Here is a 16942-nt window from a genome sequence, read left to right on the forward strand (position 1 = left end):
CTCAGACCGAGGACACGTTCCTCGGTCTTTTTGCATGGCACAAGTCGACGAAACGCTCGAACACGTCGCGTCCGTTCGGCGTTCCAATCGACTCGGGGTGGAACTGGACGCCGTATGTCGGGTGTGTCGGATGCTCGAGCGCCATGATGACATCGTCGTGCGTGCGAGCGGTCACGACGAGATTCGTCTCCAAGACGACGAGCGAATGATAGCGCATGACCTCGCTCGGACTCCCGTCGAACAAGACGCCCGGTGTCGTCTCGATCAAGGACGTCTTCCCATGCATGACCTGCTCGGCCCGTCCGACCGTCCCGCCGAACGCCTCGGCGATGACTTGATGACCGAGACAGACGCCGAGGATGGGGATGGTGCCAGACAAAGAGCGGACGACGTCGAGCGAGACACCGGCATCCAGTGGGCCACCTGGACCCGGAGAGATGATGATGCCAGCCGGATTAAGGGCGCGGATTGCGTCGATTGTAAGTTCATCATTGCGGACGACCAAGACGTCGCTGAACCGGGCGACATCTTGATACACGTTGTACGTGAACGAGTCGTAGTTATCGATGAGTAGAATCATGCGAACACCTCCAAAAGAGATTTGGCTTTATGCAACGTCTCTTCATATTCTGATACCGGGTCCGAGTCGTAGACGATACCGGCGCCCGCTTGGACGTAGGCCGTATCTCCTTGAACGACCATCGTCCGGATGGCGAGAGCGAAATCATAGCCGCCCCGAACGTCGAGATACCCGACGGCCCCGGCATATACTTCGCGTTTCACCGTCTCCAATTCGTCAATCAGCTGCATCGCCCGAATCTTCGGGGCGCCGGATACGGTACCGGCCGGGAGACAGGCACGTAACGCATCAATCGGATTCAAGTCGTCACGCAGTTCGCCCTCGACCTCGGAGACGAGATGCATGACGTTTTTGAAGCGCTCGACTTCCATCTGTTTCGGAATCGTGACCGAGCCGACTTTGGCGACCCGGCCGATGTCGTTGCGGCCGAGATCGAGCAGCATCCGGTGCTCGGCGAGTTCTTTCTCGTCTTTCACGAGGTCAGCGGCGTGACGCACATCCTCTTCGATTGTCTTGCCACGGGGGCGGGTGCCGGCGATCGGATTCGTCGAGACGCGATTGCCCTCGACGCGGACGAGACTCTCCGGGGACGCCCCGAGGACGATTGCCTCGCCTAGGTCGATATAGAATAAGTACGGACTCGGGTTCTGTTTCCGGAGCGTCCGATAGAAGTGGAACGGGTCGCCGGTGAACGTCGCATCGATGCGTTGAGACAAAACGAGTTGGAACACCTCTCCGGCGAGGATGGCTTCTTTCGCCTGTAAGACGCGTTCGACAAATTCATTCTTGCTCGTCAACACCCGTTCGCTCGTTCGGACGACCGGTGCCAGTTCGTGTGTCATCGCCGTCTCGAGTTCAGCTTTCAGCTTTTCGAGCCGTGCCGTCTGTCCGGTTTCTCCTGTGTCGATTAAAATGACCTGTTCTTCGATGTGGTCATAGAGGACGACCGTCTCATAACGTTGGAACAAAGCGTCCGGCAAGTCGCGTGTCTCGCTCGGGGTGTTCGGAATCGGCTCGTAAACCCGCTGCATGTCATAACCGATATAGCCGACGGCACCGCCGATGAACGGATAGGGGGCGTCCGGTGTGTCTCGTGAAACGAGTTTCGATAACAAGGCGAGCGGGTCATTGGTGTGCATCGTACCGGACGCGTCGGTCACTTCGTTGCCGTTGGCGCGAATCGTCTCGACCGGATTGGAGGCGATAATCGAGTAGCGGCCGTGCTTGCCTTCGGCGCGACTCTCGAGCAACACTTTCCGTTCGCCTGTTAAGCGATGAAAAATGGCCACCGGTGTCAGTTCGTCGCCATTGATGATGAGTTGTTTCATATCCATCTCCTCCTTCAAATAAAAAAATCCCCCGCCCGACATGTCTAAAAAAGACATGAAGGACGGGGGACCCGTGGTGCCACCTTCGTTGGGGGAGTTCCCCCCACTCATCGCGAACCATCATTCGCTATCCTCGGTAACGGGAGGACCCGTCAGAGCCTACGTATCGGTCTGAACGCTCAAAAGCCCATTCACGTGAGACACGTCACCGGTTCGCATCGACCACCGGCTTTCTGGAGACGAATCTTCACGCTACTCTTCTTTCTCATCGCGAGTTCGTATGAATGTTATCGTTACTTTAACGGGATGAAGTCAGAATGTCAAGATACGAACTGTGAATCGGAGGACGGAAAAACCCACGCGCGAGCGTGGGTCAATTGCGTTTTTCCATTTGACGTTCGGTCTGGCGCTTGCCGATGAACGTATAGGCGATGACGAACGAGAAAGCTGGGAACCAAAAGTTGTAAGCCGTCAGCATCACTTCATACGGATCATACAAGAAGCCCATCGCGAGTTCGATGCCGACATTGAACAACAGCGTCACAAGCAAAGCGATATACGCCTTCTCGAATCGGATCGCGATGAGGACACCTGTCCCAATGGTGAGGATTGGGACGATGACGAATTGCCAGATGAACGGGTCGATGAAAAACATACGATCATTCCTTTAGTAGAAAGTAATTTCTACCAATTAGTATATCTCGGTATTCAAATAATTGACAGACACTTTCAAGTTCCCATTCATCTTCCGCAGTTCGTCGATGACTTGCTTGTCTCGGACGCCGTCCTTGTTTTGGACGATATAAACGAGTTGAATCATCGTCCCGAGATTCGTCGTCTCGACCGAACGGAGCGCATAATATTTATAATGGGCCGCGAGCACGCCGTCAAAGGCCGTCTCATCGTGCAAGTTCTCCGGGACAGTAATCGATAGGCGCTTCTTGTCCGAACCGCCGCGACCGAAGTCGAACATGTAGAGGACGAGGATGATGACGGACAATGAGATTGTGAACAGGATGGCGAGTATGTAGAAGCCGAGCCCACATGAAATGCCGGCCGCCATCCCGAAGAAGATGAAGGCGATGTCTTTCGGGTCGCTCATCGCGCTGCGGAAGCGGATGATCGAGAAGGCCCCGACGAGACCGAACGCGACGGCGACGTTATTGCCGATGACGATCATGACGACGGAGACGGTGACGCCCATGATGATAATCGTCTGGACGAACGATTGGGAATAGCGGGCGCCGGTATGCGTCTTCTTATACAGATAGGCGATACATAACGTCAGGATGAAGCTGAGGAAGATGGCTGCACCTGCTTCGAGCACGGTCAAGCGTGAGGTGACGTCGGCGAGCTGGCTCACCTCATTAAAAAAATCGGTCATATGAGAATCCTACCTTTGTCTAAGTTTTCTTGTTCTAACAGTTCGACGCTCGTACAGAATTTCGAGACGCTCTGTTTGTTGCACTCGAGATCGGATAAGATTCGGGCGAGCCAGAACGGGACGACCTCGGACACTTTCACTTCGAGCACGACGAGGCCCGGATCGATGAAGTGATGGCCCTCGGGTCCGTTCTCGATGCGCAAGTCGTCGTTGCGGCACATGAGGTTATAGTCAAACGTGACGCGCAAGTCCTTCTCGAACGTACCTGAGAACGCTTGGCGGTCATAACTGACGACCGTGTGCGGTTTGAGGGCGTACGATTGTTGGAAATGTAGCGCTTCTTTTAAAATTTGTGGGTTTGAGGCGTTAATCGTGTCGATGGAGCGGTCGTGATTGCTCAAGATGTCGTACGCCTCGTGGAGCGGTAAAATGGTCCGCCGTTTATTGACGACATTTTTGAACTTCTGTTTGACCTCGATGAACGATTGACTGTTCATATCGGCCTGGTCATAGACACGAAGACGCAGCTTTTGTCGGAACGGCAATTTGTTGCGCGTCTCATAGTAAATCGATTTCTCCTCCGAATCAAAATAGAGGCTGACGATATTATATTTGCCTTCCGGATTCCCATACGTATCGTAATGCATGTACGGCATGATTAATTCGCGCAGCTCGAGATATGTCGAGAACGGAATCAAGTACTTGATTTCATAACGCTTGAAGATTTCTTGAGCCACCGAACCGCTCCTTTCACCGCTTTCAGGGGGATTGTTAAATATTTGTTAAGGTGTGATATGCTACAAGTATACTGTTTCAGTACAACGTGTGCAAACGAACACAGGAAACGTTTTGGGTGGGAGGCAAGAACGAATGAAAGGATTGAAAGTCGGCGCATTGGCCGCTTTGCTCGCTGTCAGTTGGGGCGGGTTCTACTATATCTCGCAAGAGCGGGCGACACCGGGGGCGGAATTTGAACAAGCGCTCGCGGAAGAACTCAACATTCCGATTGGGTCGTTCAATCAAAATGAAGTCCGAGGCATCACCGAGCTCGACTTATCGGGTTATGGATTGACCGATTTGACGGGGCTCGAACATTTTCAATCGCTCGAAGTTTTGAACTTATCGAATAACGCCTTGACGGATGTATCCGTCTTGTCGAATCTACAATATCTAGAGTCGCTCGACCTTAGCTTCAATCAATTGACAGACGTCCCGGCCCTTGCCGCACCGCTCGTGACACTCGATGTCGAAGGGAACGATTTGACCGATTTATCGTTCTTACCGGAATCCGAGACGTTGACGACACTCAACCTGCGCGACAACGACATCGAGTCGCTTGATGAGCTCACGACACGCACACCGAACGTCACTCATTTGAATATTCGAGGCAATGCGGTCCGATCGGTCGAACCGCTCGCTTCATTGACGCAGCTGATTGACGTCAACGCGCGTGACAACCGAATCGACACGTTCGCGCCGCTAGCGGAACTAAACATTACCGAGCGGTTATACGTGACAGGCAATGCGACCCAGGATTACGCCGCTCTGTCGTCGCTCGCGGAACAAGTGGCGGACCGCGACTTTGAACGGTTGCCGGATCGTCCGGCCTTCTCGGAACCGAGCGGGGTCATTTCATCGGGGACCGAGCTCACGCTCGACGCCGCCCCGGGTGCGTCTATCTTCTATACCGTCGATGGGAGCGCACCGACGGAAACGTCAGCTCCGTACACCGGACCAATCGCTTTAGACGCGACGCTGACGAGCGCGTTACCTGTGTTGTCGAACAATCGTACGGCGACGAATTTGTCTGCGCCGACGTTTGAGCGGTCAGACGTGGAACGGGCCATCATCGTTCGGGCGATTGCGGTTCAAGATGGTGCCACGAGTGAACTTGCGACGCGGACTTACTTATTAGATGACGGCGTCTTCGCCTCGAATCTACCCGTCGTCTCACTCTCGACCGATGCCAACAATCTGTTCGACCCGAGCATCGGGATTTATACGCCAGGTGATGTACCTGACGGCCCGCTCCAAATCGGGCAAGGCAACTTTTTCGAAACCGGACAAATGTGGGAACGACCGGCCCATCTCGATTACTTCGAACAAGGCGAGCACGTGTTCAGCCAAGATATCGGGATTCGCATCCATGGTGGTTTCTCTCGTGGATTGGCCCAAAAGAGCTTACGGCTCTATGCGCGCAGCGAGTACGGACAGAGCCGCTTCTATCACACGTTCTTCCCGGACAGCGAGCAAGTCGAGTTCAATCGGCTTCTGCTGCGCAACGCCGGCAATGATTGGCAAGGTGCGATGCTCCGGGACGCCTATATGCAGGAGCTGTTGGCGGACCGTCCGCTCGACTTCCAAGACTATCAACCGGCCGTCGTGCTCATGAACGGCGAGTACTGGGGGATGCATAACATTCGCGAGCTCTACTCGGCCGAGTATTTTGAAATTAAATATGATATCGATGAGACCGAACTTGCCATCTTAGAGGCTGAACCAGATCATCCGGACGGGATGGTCATCGAGACGGGGCAAGAGAGTGATTTGATTCATTATCGGGAGATGGTCCGCTTCGCTGAAACGAATGACTTGAACGACGCAGCGGCGTTCGCCGAACTAGAACAGCGGATGGATGTCGATAACTTTTTAGAGTACGCGGCGTACCAGGCGTTTTATGGGAACTTGGACAGTATGTTCAACAATTACGCCGTCTGGCGCAAGTCGGTTGATTACACGGAGGATGTACCGCGTGGACACGATGGCCGTTGGCGCTGGATCGTCTTCGATTTGGACCAAGGGTTCGCCCAACGCTTCCCGATTGACGAGAGCGTATCGTATGACATGTTGGCTTACTTGACGGGACCGGGAGACGAGCACGCCTTGTTCCGATCGCTGATTGCGAGCGAGGAGGGAGAGCAGCGGTTCATTCGTTTGTTCAACGACTTGTTGAATGGGGCGTTTACGACCATGAACATGGAGGGAACATTGGATGAAATGGCTGCACGCATCGAACCGGAGATGCCACGCACGATTGAACGTTGGCAACACATCCCCTCGATGCAGTCGTGGGAAGGACGGGTCGATAAAATGCGGCAGTTTGCGGAGCGTAGACCTGACGTCGTCCGTGAGCAACTGCGACAACGGTTCGAACTCGGGGCTGACCGTAGCTTGCGAGTCGAAAGTGAAAATATCACGATAAACTCAGTTGAAGTCAATCGAGGGTTCGTCGGGACATATTATGATGGAGATGAGGTCATGGTTTCTTCCAATGTATCTGACGGGAAGTTGTTTATTAACGGCGAACCGGTCAACGGGGAGCAGGCGACGATTCGTATGACGGAAGATTTCGTCGTGACGTTCGAATAAATCAATTTATGTTATGATGGACGCGAAAGGTAGGTACATCAATGGAAACCATCAACTTAAAACAACTTTCTGACGAACGGGCCGCGCTTCAAGTCAAGGGCGACCTGGACGCGATGCGAGGCATCATGCATGACGAGTTTCGTTACGTCGACTCGAGCGGACGTCAGTTCGATAAAGAAACATTTTTAGACCAGTTCGTCGACCCGGCGTCTGTCCAGTGGATTACGCAGGAGACCGTCACGTTCGACGAGACGGTGGCTGGCGAGATCGCACTCGTGCAACTGTTGCTCGAGGAGCGTTTCATTCTCGGAACGAACGCTTACGAAGGCCGGTTCTGGGTGTTGCACGTCTATGTGAAACAAGAAGACACGTGGCTCTGGCAAGGCGGCCAGTCAACAATGATTCATGAGGTGTGAGAACCGTGAACTGCTTTGGGAAACTAAAGCAGTTTTTTTGTGAAATCATTTACCTGATTTATTAAAAATCCGTCATTGTATGAAGTCGAATTATTACAATAGAATTTGGTATTCGACCAATTAACTGTAAAACCTACATAATGGAGGAAAGTCATGAATCATTCATCGTATTTGAAATTGTTCTTAGCCGGTTCACTCATCGTCTCGCCACTCTTGCCGCTCCAAGCGCAAGCAGAAGGATCAACAGAAGAACCACCAGTCGTCGAGACGGTCGACGTCACAGCACCGCTCGCACCTGTCGTCTCGACGCCACTCCATACGTCGAAGTCACTTGTAATTGAAGGAGAGGCTGGCACGACAGCATTGATCGGCATCAACAGCAAAGTGTACACGCGTGTCGTCACGGAAGCGGGGACGGCTCAATTCAACATGAGCCCGCAATCGGTCGGCAAACGGATCTCGGTCAGCTTGCGTGATGCCGCGGGCAACGTCAGTGAGACGACGGAAGTCGTTGTCGCCGTCGATCCGGCCGCACGTCCGGCGACGCCGAAAATCGGAACGGTCAATAACTCGGCTCGTCAAATCGTCGTGACAGGAACGCCTGGCGCGAAAGTGACACTCCAAGTCGGTGCAGCTTCGTACACGGCGCGCTATGACGCGAAAGGCGTCTATCGCCGTGCGACGGTCGCCCTTCCAATCGGAACGGTCATCCGTGCGACAACGGTCGACGCGAAAGGCGCGACAAGCGTCACGCGTTCGACGAAAGTCATTAAAGACGGTGTGGCTCCAGCACGCCCGCGTGTCGCGCAGAGCGTGACGACGACATCGACATCGATCACAGGGACGGCCGAGGCGTATGCGACAGTCTATGCCCAAATCGGAACGAAACTTTACAAAGCGCCGGTCATGTCGACTGGAAAATTCGCGATTAAAATCCCAAAACAAAAACGAGGGCAAGCGATCTCGTTGTATGCGATTGACGGCGCTGGCAATAAAGGCGGCACGCTCAAACTCGGCGTCCAACATGCGCTCTATAACAAGTTCTATCGTTTCCCAGGTCCGGTGACGGTCCACCGTGAAGTGCTCGATAGCTATGGGGAGTTCCGTTATGCGGAGACGTTCGCGCCGGTCTTCTACGGTTCACCGTCGAAAGCGAGCATGCAGTTCTTCCTCAACATCGAATCGGAAGATGGTTTCCTTGAAATGGACACGCTCCGCCTGAAAGTCGGCAGCAAGTCGTATAAAGTGAACCTTGATCAAGACGACATCGAGTACATTGAATACGAGGATGGAACGGTCGCGGAATACGTTGAGTTCAAACCGGATGCGAAGCTCGTCCAATTCGTGAAAGCGAATGTTCGTCCCGAGAACCGAATCGTCGTGACGGTGGAAGGCAGTGAGGACGTCATCGAATGGCCACTCTATGCTGCGGAGAAACGTGCATTCATGGAATCACTCAGTTTCGTCGGTTATTAATCCCCATCAGTTTTAATCGCCCTTCATAGGAGAAGGGCGATTTTTTTTGTTCTCAAAAATAAGGAGCGTCGGTGTTGTGTGCAACAACAATCCCCGTAATTCAATATCCATTTACTGGATAAAATCAAACATTTCTGCGAAAAGCCCGTCATTTTTTTGTGTATCGTCCATTGGACTCACCTTCAAAAGTCCTATTCGAAAAGCGTAATCATTTATTTAAGAATCCAATAAAGAGATAACTGGTAACGAAATGGTTTATTAGAAAACGTTATTTACATAATTATATGGTATTTAATGGTTAATATTTATCTTCTATTGTAAAATCCAAAAAATAATTGGTAATTATATTTTAATCATCCGATTCATAAAAATCTAACCTGATGACAGAAGTCTGATCATAAGTTCAAATGTTGGTAGCGCTTACTTTGTTGATTTAATGCGATTTTGTTACACTGGTAATTAATCGAACGCAGAATATTTATTCTAAATAAAATCATGAAAATGCATTATCATTTCCCTTTTTCGCTAAAAAGTCGCTTGTTTCAATTGGAAACGTTATGTATATTATGGATGTAAGCAATCTGGGACGATGCATAGGCTAAAAGTCAATGTATGGTTTTGGATACCTGTTTTTGTATGACTCGAGTCCTATCGATGCGATACATAACTCGGGCAGTAAGGGTGTCTGAGGAGTGATCGAGAGGACCGAGAAAGTCGAAGACGCAGAAATCGCATTTTACCAAAGGGAGGATTTAAACAAGATGGCAAACAAAAAACAATTTGTCACAGCAGCGGCAGCGTTTGCAGTGACAGCGGCAGCAGTCGCACCAGCAATGTCGGCTTCAGCAGCAATGCCCGTCGTCAAGCTAGGTTCAGATTATGTACGCCAAGGCAATTTGGATGCAGCGCTTGACAAGAAGTATCACGGATCAGAGATCCACTGGTACAAGTCTTCAGTCAACATGAACAAATTGGGAGTCTTCCAAACGGCGGTTGGTTTCGTCAAAGGAAAAGGGATTAAAGTCGAGAAACGCATTCGCGTCTTGAACTATGCCCAAGAAGTGGTCGGACCGAAAGAAATGCTCGTCTTCGAAAAAGGGGAAGCCGTTTCAGGAATCCGCACACAGCCGGTCAAGTTCGCAGATCGCGTCTATATGAAACCGGGTTCATGGTCTGGTATCGACACATCGAAAGTCGGCGAGTTCATGGCTACATTCACGTACACGAACAAAGCGTACGGAACGGTCTCAAAATCGTTCAAGTATAAAGTTGTCGAATCAGCTCCGATGGTATCGAGCGTCAAGTTGCTCAATGCGAAGGAACTTGAAATCAACTTCTCGAAACCAGTAGACGCGAGCACACTCCTTTATAACGGCATGCTCAAAGATGGAACGGTCGAAATCGATCACATTCCAGACGCGCAACGCCTCAAAGGACTTCGCGGCACGCTCTCGAAAGACGGCAAAACACTCGTCGTTCGCGCCGAGAAGACATTCGATGGCCGCTACGCTGTGCTTGCTAGCTCGAAGATTGAAGGACTCGACGGTAAAGCGCTCGTACCGTTCAAAGAAATCTACACGTTCGAAGACAACGTACGCCCGGTCCTCAACGACCCTGAGTACCTTGAAAACAACCGCGTGAAGTTCACGTTCTCTGAGCCGGTCAACGTTGACTCGGAAGATGAGCTCGAGAAGAAACTCGAATTGAAAGATGCTTCTGGCGCTGGCTACAAAGTAGACGTCGACAAACTCTCATGGGACGGCAAATCGTTCATCCTTGACTTGTCAGACGCGCAATTCGTCGCAGGCAAAGACTACAAGTTGACGCTCGTCGGTCTCCGTGACTTCGCTGGCAACTTCATCTCGCCAAACCCAGTGACGAAGATCGTTCAGAAGAAAGTCATCGACGCGGTCAACCCTTCAGTCGTCGGCATGTCTTCGTCGAAACCAGGCTACCTCACAGTCACATTCTCTGAGGCTGTCTACGTGGACCGTTACAACCACGTTGCGAAAATCACGCTCACAAACGGCGAAATCGAAGCTGACCTTGATGACAACGCATGGCTCGATGAGTCAGGCAAAGTCCTTACTGTCCGCGACCACTCGTTCATCGGTCAAATCGACGTGAAAGTTTCTCACTTCCGCGACCTCGCTGGCAACTACGGCGCTGCGTCAACGAAATTGGTTAACTTCACGAACGATGAGATGGCTCCGACTGTGACAGACGCGAAAGTGGAAGTCATCGACGGCAAGAATCACCTCGTCCTCACGTTCTCTGAAGAACTCAAGCATGGTGCTTACAGCGACGGTAAGATGTACGGTTCGTACATCACGCCGAACGGTGTCGAGAAGAAAGTGGCGGCATGGACTGACGCTTCGTACTACTCGAAGAACCAAATCAAGACGCCAATCTCGGATCTTGAGCTTGGAAACTACTCGGTCAAACTTCCGGCTAACCTCGTGAAGGATGTCGTCGGCAACGAGAGCCTTGAGCAATCAATCAAGTTCTCAATCGTCTCAAGTCCAATCGAGAAAGAGAAGCCAACGTTCGATGGCTACTACTTCCAAGAGAAGGACAACAGCACGCTTTACCTCAAGTTCAGCGAGAAGCTCGACCCATCGTCACTCAACTTGGGCAACTTCTTGATTGAAGGCAAGGCAATCGCCGAGAAAGCTGTCTTCACGGATGAAGATCGCGACGTCATCAAGTTGACACTCAAAGAAGGCGCGATTCAAACGACTGGTAAATATGCGTTCGTGATCCAAAACATCAAGGATGTAGTGGGCAACGTCATGGATACAGTCTCGTTGAACGAGAAGTTCGCGGAGAACGACCTTCCAGGCTTGACGTCTGCGGTCCTCACGTCGAACAACGTATCGGGCGACTACGCGGTCATCACGCTCACGTTCGATGAGTCAATCGCGAAGTACTCAATCGAAGATGGCTACGAAGACTTCAAAGTCCTCGTTGGCGACAAAGATCTCTCGAAATCTGCGACAGTCACAGAAATCATGGGATCGCAGTCGAACCAAGTCCAAATCACGATTGACCGTGTGTTGACTCCGGCCGAGACAGCTCAAACGCTCACGCTCAAACCAGGCGCTGCGTTCGAAGTCCTCGACCTCGAGAACAACAAACACCCATTGTTCACTTCGGTGAACATCGCTAAGTAATTAGCGTTGACCTTCATTGACCCTCCCTTAGGGTTAAATAGAGCAAGGCCTTCGGGCTGCGCCATCTTGAAACCGGTAGCGTTTGACGCTACCGGTTTTACTATGTATGAAACTGCAATAAATACATATTAATCCCAATTTATTATGGAAATTTAAAACAAGTGCGGTATGATTATATTGTACTAGTTTTGGGTGAACACTTTATAATTTGGAGGGGGATTATGAGTCGATCACAACGGAAACAGAGGCAAAAGTTTCAAGTTTTCATCAGGACGTTTGTCCTGGTTTTTCTGGTCATGGCGGGCATCATTTACGAACAAAAACAAGAAGCCGAGGCCGATGAGGTGTTGCTTCCGTCCGTAACGGGAAGTGAATTAAGATTCAGCGGCATGGCGTTGCGGCTTGATCCGCAAGGGTTATACATACACGCGAACGGGAGCCATAAACCGCTTGGCTTTACCCAAGCCTATATTGAACCGACGCGGGGCTACATCGTTGTCCGACGCGATCGGGCCGATTCGGTCGTCTCCATTATCGCCGAACCGGATGAGACGCTCACGAAGCGGGGCATCACAATCGGGGCGTCCGGGGGTGGGACGGTGACGCATTTGTTTGTCTATCAGAACGGCGTCCAACTGAACATGGCTGATCCTGTGGATTATGCCAAGACGGCTGGCGTCTTCTCCAATATTTGGATGACCATTATCAGTCAGAGTCGATGAGTCGCCGGCACGACCGGTGCTCGTCTTTTTTAGAGTCAAAGAACGAATTTTCTATAGAATGAGGGGACAGCATGCAAGCTTATCAACGCGGATTTTTAATGACCGCTACACGGCTACAACGTGAAGGATGGGAAACAATCACTTTGCCGAACGGCGATTTCTTTTATTATGACCCGCTCAGTCCGGTCGACTTGATTCAAGACGGTGCCCGCTGGCTCCTCGCTTTCGGGGACATCCTCGACATCCGAGCGCAACAGCGTGACCGACAGGGAGTGCTCGAACGATTGAACGGGCAAGACGTGGACGCATTTCATGAGGCGCTCGACTTCATGGGTGGCCGCTACGTGTTGATTCGGGGTGACGACACGTCAGTGCGCCTCTATCATGACGCAACCGGGATGCGAGGTGTCTACTTCACGACGGACGCACCGCTCCGAGCGGCGTCGCATCTCGAACTGTTACAAGAAGACGTCCAGTCTGAGGCGCACCCGCTCTGTTCGGACGAATTGCGACAACATAACCATTATCACTTGCCAGGTCATTTCACGATTTATGCGTCGATTCGCATTCTCGTCCCGAACCATTTCGTGGACGAGACGAACCGGATGACACGCTATTATCCACGGCGTCCGCTCGATGCGTTGCCGGTCGAGGCGGCCATCGAACCACTTCGGACGTGGTTCGACAATCAGCTCCATCAACTACTCGAGTCGGACGAACGCATGATTTTCTCGCTCACGGCCGGGATTGACAGTCGTCTATCGTTGGCGCTTCTCAAACCGTTCCTCTCGAACATCGAGACGTTCACGTATCAGAACGTGGCGGCAGGTCATCACGTCGAATCGCTCGATGTCGATGTCGAAGTCGCAGCGATGATGGCGCGTGACCTTCAGTTTCGCCATCGCGTCATCCCAGTCGATGACCGAGCGTTCGAACAAGCCGAGGAGACGCGGGCATTCCGTTCGATGTTGCGGCAAAGCGTGACATCACGTCACGGCCATGCCCACGCGTACGAATATATGAAACTGTACAAAGACCGTCCGACGCGCCACTTGCGCTCGAACATCCTTGAAATCGGGCGAGCGTTTTATCGGAAGAACCGGACGCTGCCGGCCGAGTTGACAGTCGAAGGGGCGATTCGTTGCTATTCATGGAAGTCGCGGGAAGACGAGCGTGTTGTCTCGCTTTGGACGTCCTACGTGGCCGCGATCAATTTGACGACTGAGACGCTGCACGGTTACGACCCGTACGACTTGTTGTATTGGGAGTATCGGATTGGCGTCTGGCACCAGCAAGTACTCGCCGAGAGCGATGTCGCGTTTGAGACGTATATCCCATTCAACGCCCGCGCCATCTTGGAACTGTTCTTGACACCTGATTATGGGGACCGGTTATACGCCAAACTATTTTATGAAGTGATCGGGCACGAATGGCCGGTGCTCGCGTTCTGGGGTGTGAACAAGCGGGACACGATGCGTGACTATATGCATCCAACGCTCGACCAAGGGTGGATGGCGCTCGATGGGGTCATCACGAGCGGCCGTTTGGACGAGACGACGATCCCGTTGACCGTCCGGCGCTTGACGACGAACGTGTCATACCACCTCGAGGCGAACACGATGCAAAAAGGCGACCATATGGCGTACTCACAAATCCTGACGACGAAACCGGGACAGACGTATCGTTTGAATTTGAACGTGCTCAACCCGTTCGAGAAGCGGTCGTCGCTCGGCTTGGGACGGATGCGCTATGAGATTTGGGTCGACGGTGTGCTCTATTTATCCGAAGATATCGCCGCTTGGGGCGGACCGAACCAAGTTTGGGTCGAGTTCGCTGCAACGGCTGACGCGACGGAACTCATGGTCCGGACGGTCGCCCTTCGTGATTGTGGGCCGAACAAATGGGGCGCGGCCTCGAAGATGCAGCTCGAGGCGCTCCGTCTCCAAGAAATCGAGCACGGCCATTTGAAGGCAGGGGCGTCGAGTCCGTTCACCCAGCTTCATGAACTGATTGAAACCGAATAAGGTCTTTTTGCCTAACGTATTTAAATTTCCATGGAATCCCTCGATGTTGCAATCGGGGGATTTTTTGGAAAAGATACACGGAATTAACGAAAAATTAATTGTATTTACTAGTGGAATTGGATATGTTTAGAGAGGAAAGTGGTCTCTGAAACGATAGGTCTGAAGACGGAATAGGGAGCAAGGCCGATTATGATCCGTCAGACATTGTAAGCGCTAACATTCGTTTTAGTTCTGCTTCACCACATTTGAAAGGGGAAAATCAAATGCTCACACGTAAAACGAACAAGTTGTACGCTTCACTCGCTGTGGCGGCCATCACCGCTTCATCGATCGTTCCGGCAGCGACAGCTGACGCGGCACCAAAAGTTAAGACGGTCAAACTGAAAGCCGACTTCGTCCGCGGAGGTGACCTCGAAGCGTCACTCGATAAGACATATCAAGGTGCCAACATCCATTGGTACAAGTCATCGGTGAAGTTGAACAAACTCGGTACATACCAAACGGCGAAAGGGATCGTGGTCGGCAAGGGGATTAAAGTCGAGAAGCGTGTCCGCGTCTTGAACTATCCGGTTGCTATCGAGCCGGCGGAAGCACTCTCGTTCAAACAAGGGGAGAACGTACCGAGCGCACTTCGTCTCGATGTTCGCTTCGCGAACGGAACGGTCGAGCGTCTCGTCCGTGTTCACGACATCGATACATCAAAAATTGGTTCGTTCACGGCTCATGCGAAATTTACGAGCAATGGCCGCACAATCGAAGCTGAACTTCCATATTCGGTCGGTGGGAACACGGTATCGTTCATGCACACGAACGACACGCACGCTTCACTCGACTTGGCGCCAAAACGCGCAACAGCGGTTAAACAACTCCGCGCCGAGAAGCCGAACGCACTCTTGATTGACGCTGGGGACGTATTCTCAGGTTCACTTTACTTCAACAAGTTTGAAGGAATGGCTGACTTGAAACTCATGAACTACATGAAGTACGACTTGATGACACTCGGGAACCACGAGTTCGATCTCGGTGGCGACGAAGACGGCAACGCCGAACTTGCCAAGTTCATTCGCTACGCGAACTTCCCGTTCGTCAGCTCGAACCTCGACTTCTCAGCAGACACAGACTTGAACCCGCTCTTCCGCGACGCGGTGACAGACAAGCCGTATAACGGTCGTCTGTATGAAGGTGTCATCAAAGAAGTAGACGGCGTCAAAGTCGGATTCTTCGGTCTCACGACAGAAGAGACGTCTGAAATCGCAAGCCCGGGCAACGCCCAGTTCCAAGACTACATCGCGGAAGCGAAAGCGGCTGTCGCAGCGTTCGAAGCAGCTGGCGTCAACCAAATCGTCGCCGTCACGCACTTAGGTTACGATGACAACCCAGCAGTCGACAACGACCAAATCCTCGCGGAAGAAGTCGAAGGCATCGACGTCATCATCGGCGGACACTCGCACTCGCTTCTCGCGAAGCCGGAAGTGAGAAACGCGGATACGGACAACCCGACGTTGATCGTCCAAGCGTACCAGTACAGTCAATACCTCGGCACACTTGACGTCACGTTCGACCAAGACGGAAAAGTTGTTGCCCATGAGGGTGCTTTAATCGATGTGACGAAGCTTGAAGCGGACGCGAAAGCGACACAGCTCCTCGCACCGTTCAAAGAAGAAGTCGATGAGTTGAAAAACCAACCAACAGGTGCTTCAGCAACAGCAGCGCTCACGAACCCACGTACGAGCGATCCAGACAACACGACTGGCGTGAGCGTTCGTAAGAACGAAACGGCACTCGGAAACTTGATCACAGACGGCATGCTCGCGAAAGCGAAGACGTTCAGCCCTGACGTCATCGGCGCGATTCAAAACGGCGGCGGCATCCGTGCGGCGATCGACGAAGGTGAGATCACGATCGGCGAAGTGCTCACGACGCTTCCATTCGGAAACACGCTCGCCATCGCTGACCTTACAGGGACAGAGATTTACCAAACGTTCGAGCGCAGTGTCGGACCGCTTCCGAATGAAAACGGTGGGTTCCTTCACGTCGCTGGTTTGAAAGTGACGTACGATAGCTCGCAACCGTCAGGCGAACGCGTGACGAAAATCGAGTACATGAAAGACGGAGCACCAGTGCTCGTAGCAGAAGATTCAACACGTTATAAAGTCGCGACGAACGCGTTCACAGCGAAAGGCGGCGACGGTTTCGCGGAGCTCGGTGTTGCTTACACTGAAGGCCGAGTCCAAGACCTCGGTCTCTCGGACTGGGAAAACTTGCGCGACCACGTGGCAAGCCTTGTCACGGTCGAGCCGAAAGTGGAAGGTCGCATCGTCGACGTAGCAGCCGAATAAGCAGTCAAACTCTCCTGATGATTCAGGGGAGTTTTTTTGTTATAGGGAAGGAAAGTCGGGTATTACAAAAGAGGGGAATGGCAAGTCGTCCGATTGTCATCTGACTGAAATTGCTTGCCTATCTGATATTT

12 protein-coding genes and 1 other annotated feature are annotated in these 16942 nt (G+C 52.2%); of the genes, 7 read left to right on the top strand and 5 right to left on the bottom strand.

The genetic code is table 11. The features are described from left to right. Position 1: 1 nt before the first annotated feature. The 5 genes from M467_RS22415 to M467_RS22435 all read right to left on the bottom strand — a co-directional run bounded on the left by M467_RS22415 (position 2) and on the right by M467_RS22435 (position 4029). Positions 2-580, bottom strand: coding sequence for an anthranilate synthase component II (locus M467_RS22415; RefSeq protein ID WP_021066416.1), 579 nt, complete (start codon positions 578-580; stop codon positions 2-4). Further along, complete coding sequence (gene trpE / locus M467_RS22420; RefSeq protein ID WP_021066417.1) at positions 577-1908, bottom strand: anthranilate synthase component I; 1332 nt, start codon at positions 1906-1908, stop codon at positions 577-579. Before trpE ends, M467_RS22415 begins: the two co-directional genes overlap by 4 nt. A gap of 55 nt (positions 1909-1963) precedes the next feature. Next, positions 1964-2186 (bottom strand) — a binding site (T-box leader). Positions 2187-2281: 95 nt separating this feature from the next. Continuing rightward, positions 2282-2563: a hypothetical protein gene (locus M467_RS22425; protein ID WP_021066418.1), complete on the bottom strand. Its 282-nt coding sequence runs from the start codon at positions 2561-2563 to the stop codon at positions 2282-2284. A 36-nt stretch (positions 2564-2599) separates the two neighbouring features. Beyond that, a complete protein-coding gene (locus tag M467_RS22430) occupies positions 2600-3292 on the bottom strand; it encodes a DUF4956 domain-containing protein (RefSeq protein ID WP_021066419.1) in 693 nt (230 codons plus the stop codon). Beyond that, positions 3289-4029, bottom strand: coding sequence for a polyphosphate polymerase domain-containing protein (locus tag M467_RS22435; protein ID WP_021066420.1), 741 nt, complete (start codon positions 4027-4029; stop codon positions 3289-3291). Before M467_RS22435 ends, M467_RS22430 begins: the two co-directional genes overlap by 4 nt. Positions 4030-4162: 133 nt before the next feature. Between M467_RS22435 and M467_RS22440 the strand changes: the two genes are divergently transcribed. The 7 genes from M467_RS22440 (at position 4163) to M467_RS22470 (ending at position 16811) form a co-directional block, all read left to right on the top strand. Further along, positions 4163-6661, top strand: coding sequence for a CotH kinase family protein (locus M467_RS22440; protein WP_021066421.1), 2499 nt, complete (start codon positions 4163-4165; stop codon positions 6659-6661). A 41-nt stretch (positions 6662-6702) separates the two neighbouring features. After that, positions 6703-7077, top strand: coding sequence for a nuclear transport factor 2 family protein (locus tag M467_RS22445; RefSeq protein WP_021066422.1), 375 nt, complete (start codon positions 6703-6705; stop codon positions 7075-7077). A gap of 153 nt (positions 7078-7230) precedes the next feature. Beyond that, complete coding sequence (locus tag M467_RS22450) at positions 7231-8553, top strand: Ig-like domain-containing protein (protein WP_021066423.1); 1323 nt, start codon at positions 7231-7233, stop codon at positions 8551-8553. A gap of 761 nt (positions 8554-9314) precedes the next feature. Next, complete coding sequence (locus M467_RS31470; protein ID WP_144060661.1) at positions 9315-11726, top strand: Ig-like domain-containing domain; 2412 nt, start codon at positions 9315-9317, stop codon at positions 11724-11726. A 296-nt stretch (positions 11727-12022) separates the two neighbouring features. Next, the gene (locus M467_RS22460; RefSeq protein WP_235045168.1) at positions 12023-12448 is read left to right on the top strand and encodes a hypothetical protein; all 426 of its coding nucleotides are present in this window, start codon (positions 12023-12025) and stop codon (positions 12446-12448) included. Between the two features lie 71 nt (positions 12449-12519). Further along, entirely contained in the window at positions 12520-14472 is a 1953-nt protein-coding gene (locus tag M467_RS22465) for an asparagine synthetase B family protein (RefSeq protein WP_021066426.1), read from the top strand. A 263-nt stretch (positions 14473-14735) separates the two neighbouring features. Continuing rightward, on the top strand, positions 14736-16811 hold the full coding sequence (locus tag M467_RS22470) for a bifunctional metallophosphatase/5'-nucleotidase (protein WP_021066427.1): 2076 nt from the start codon (positions 14736-14738) through the stop codon (positions 16809-16811). The last annotated feature ends 131 nt before the right edge of the window (positions 16812-16942 follow it).

Origin of the sequence: Exiguobacterium chiriqhucha RW-2 (assembly GCF_000416965.1) — a bacterium.
In the GTDB taxonomy this organism is placed as follows: domain Bacteria; phylum Bacillota; class Bacilli; order Exiguobacteriales; family Exiguobacteriaceae; genus Exiguobacterium; species Exiguobacterium chiriqhucha.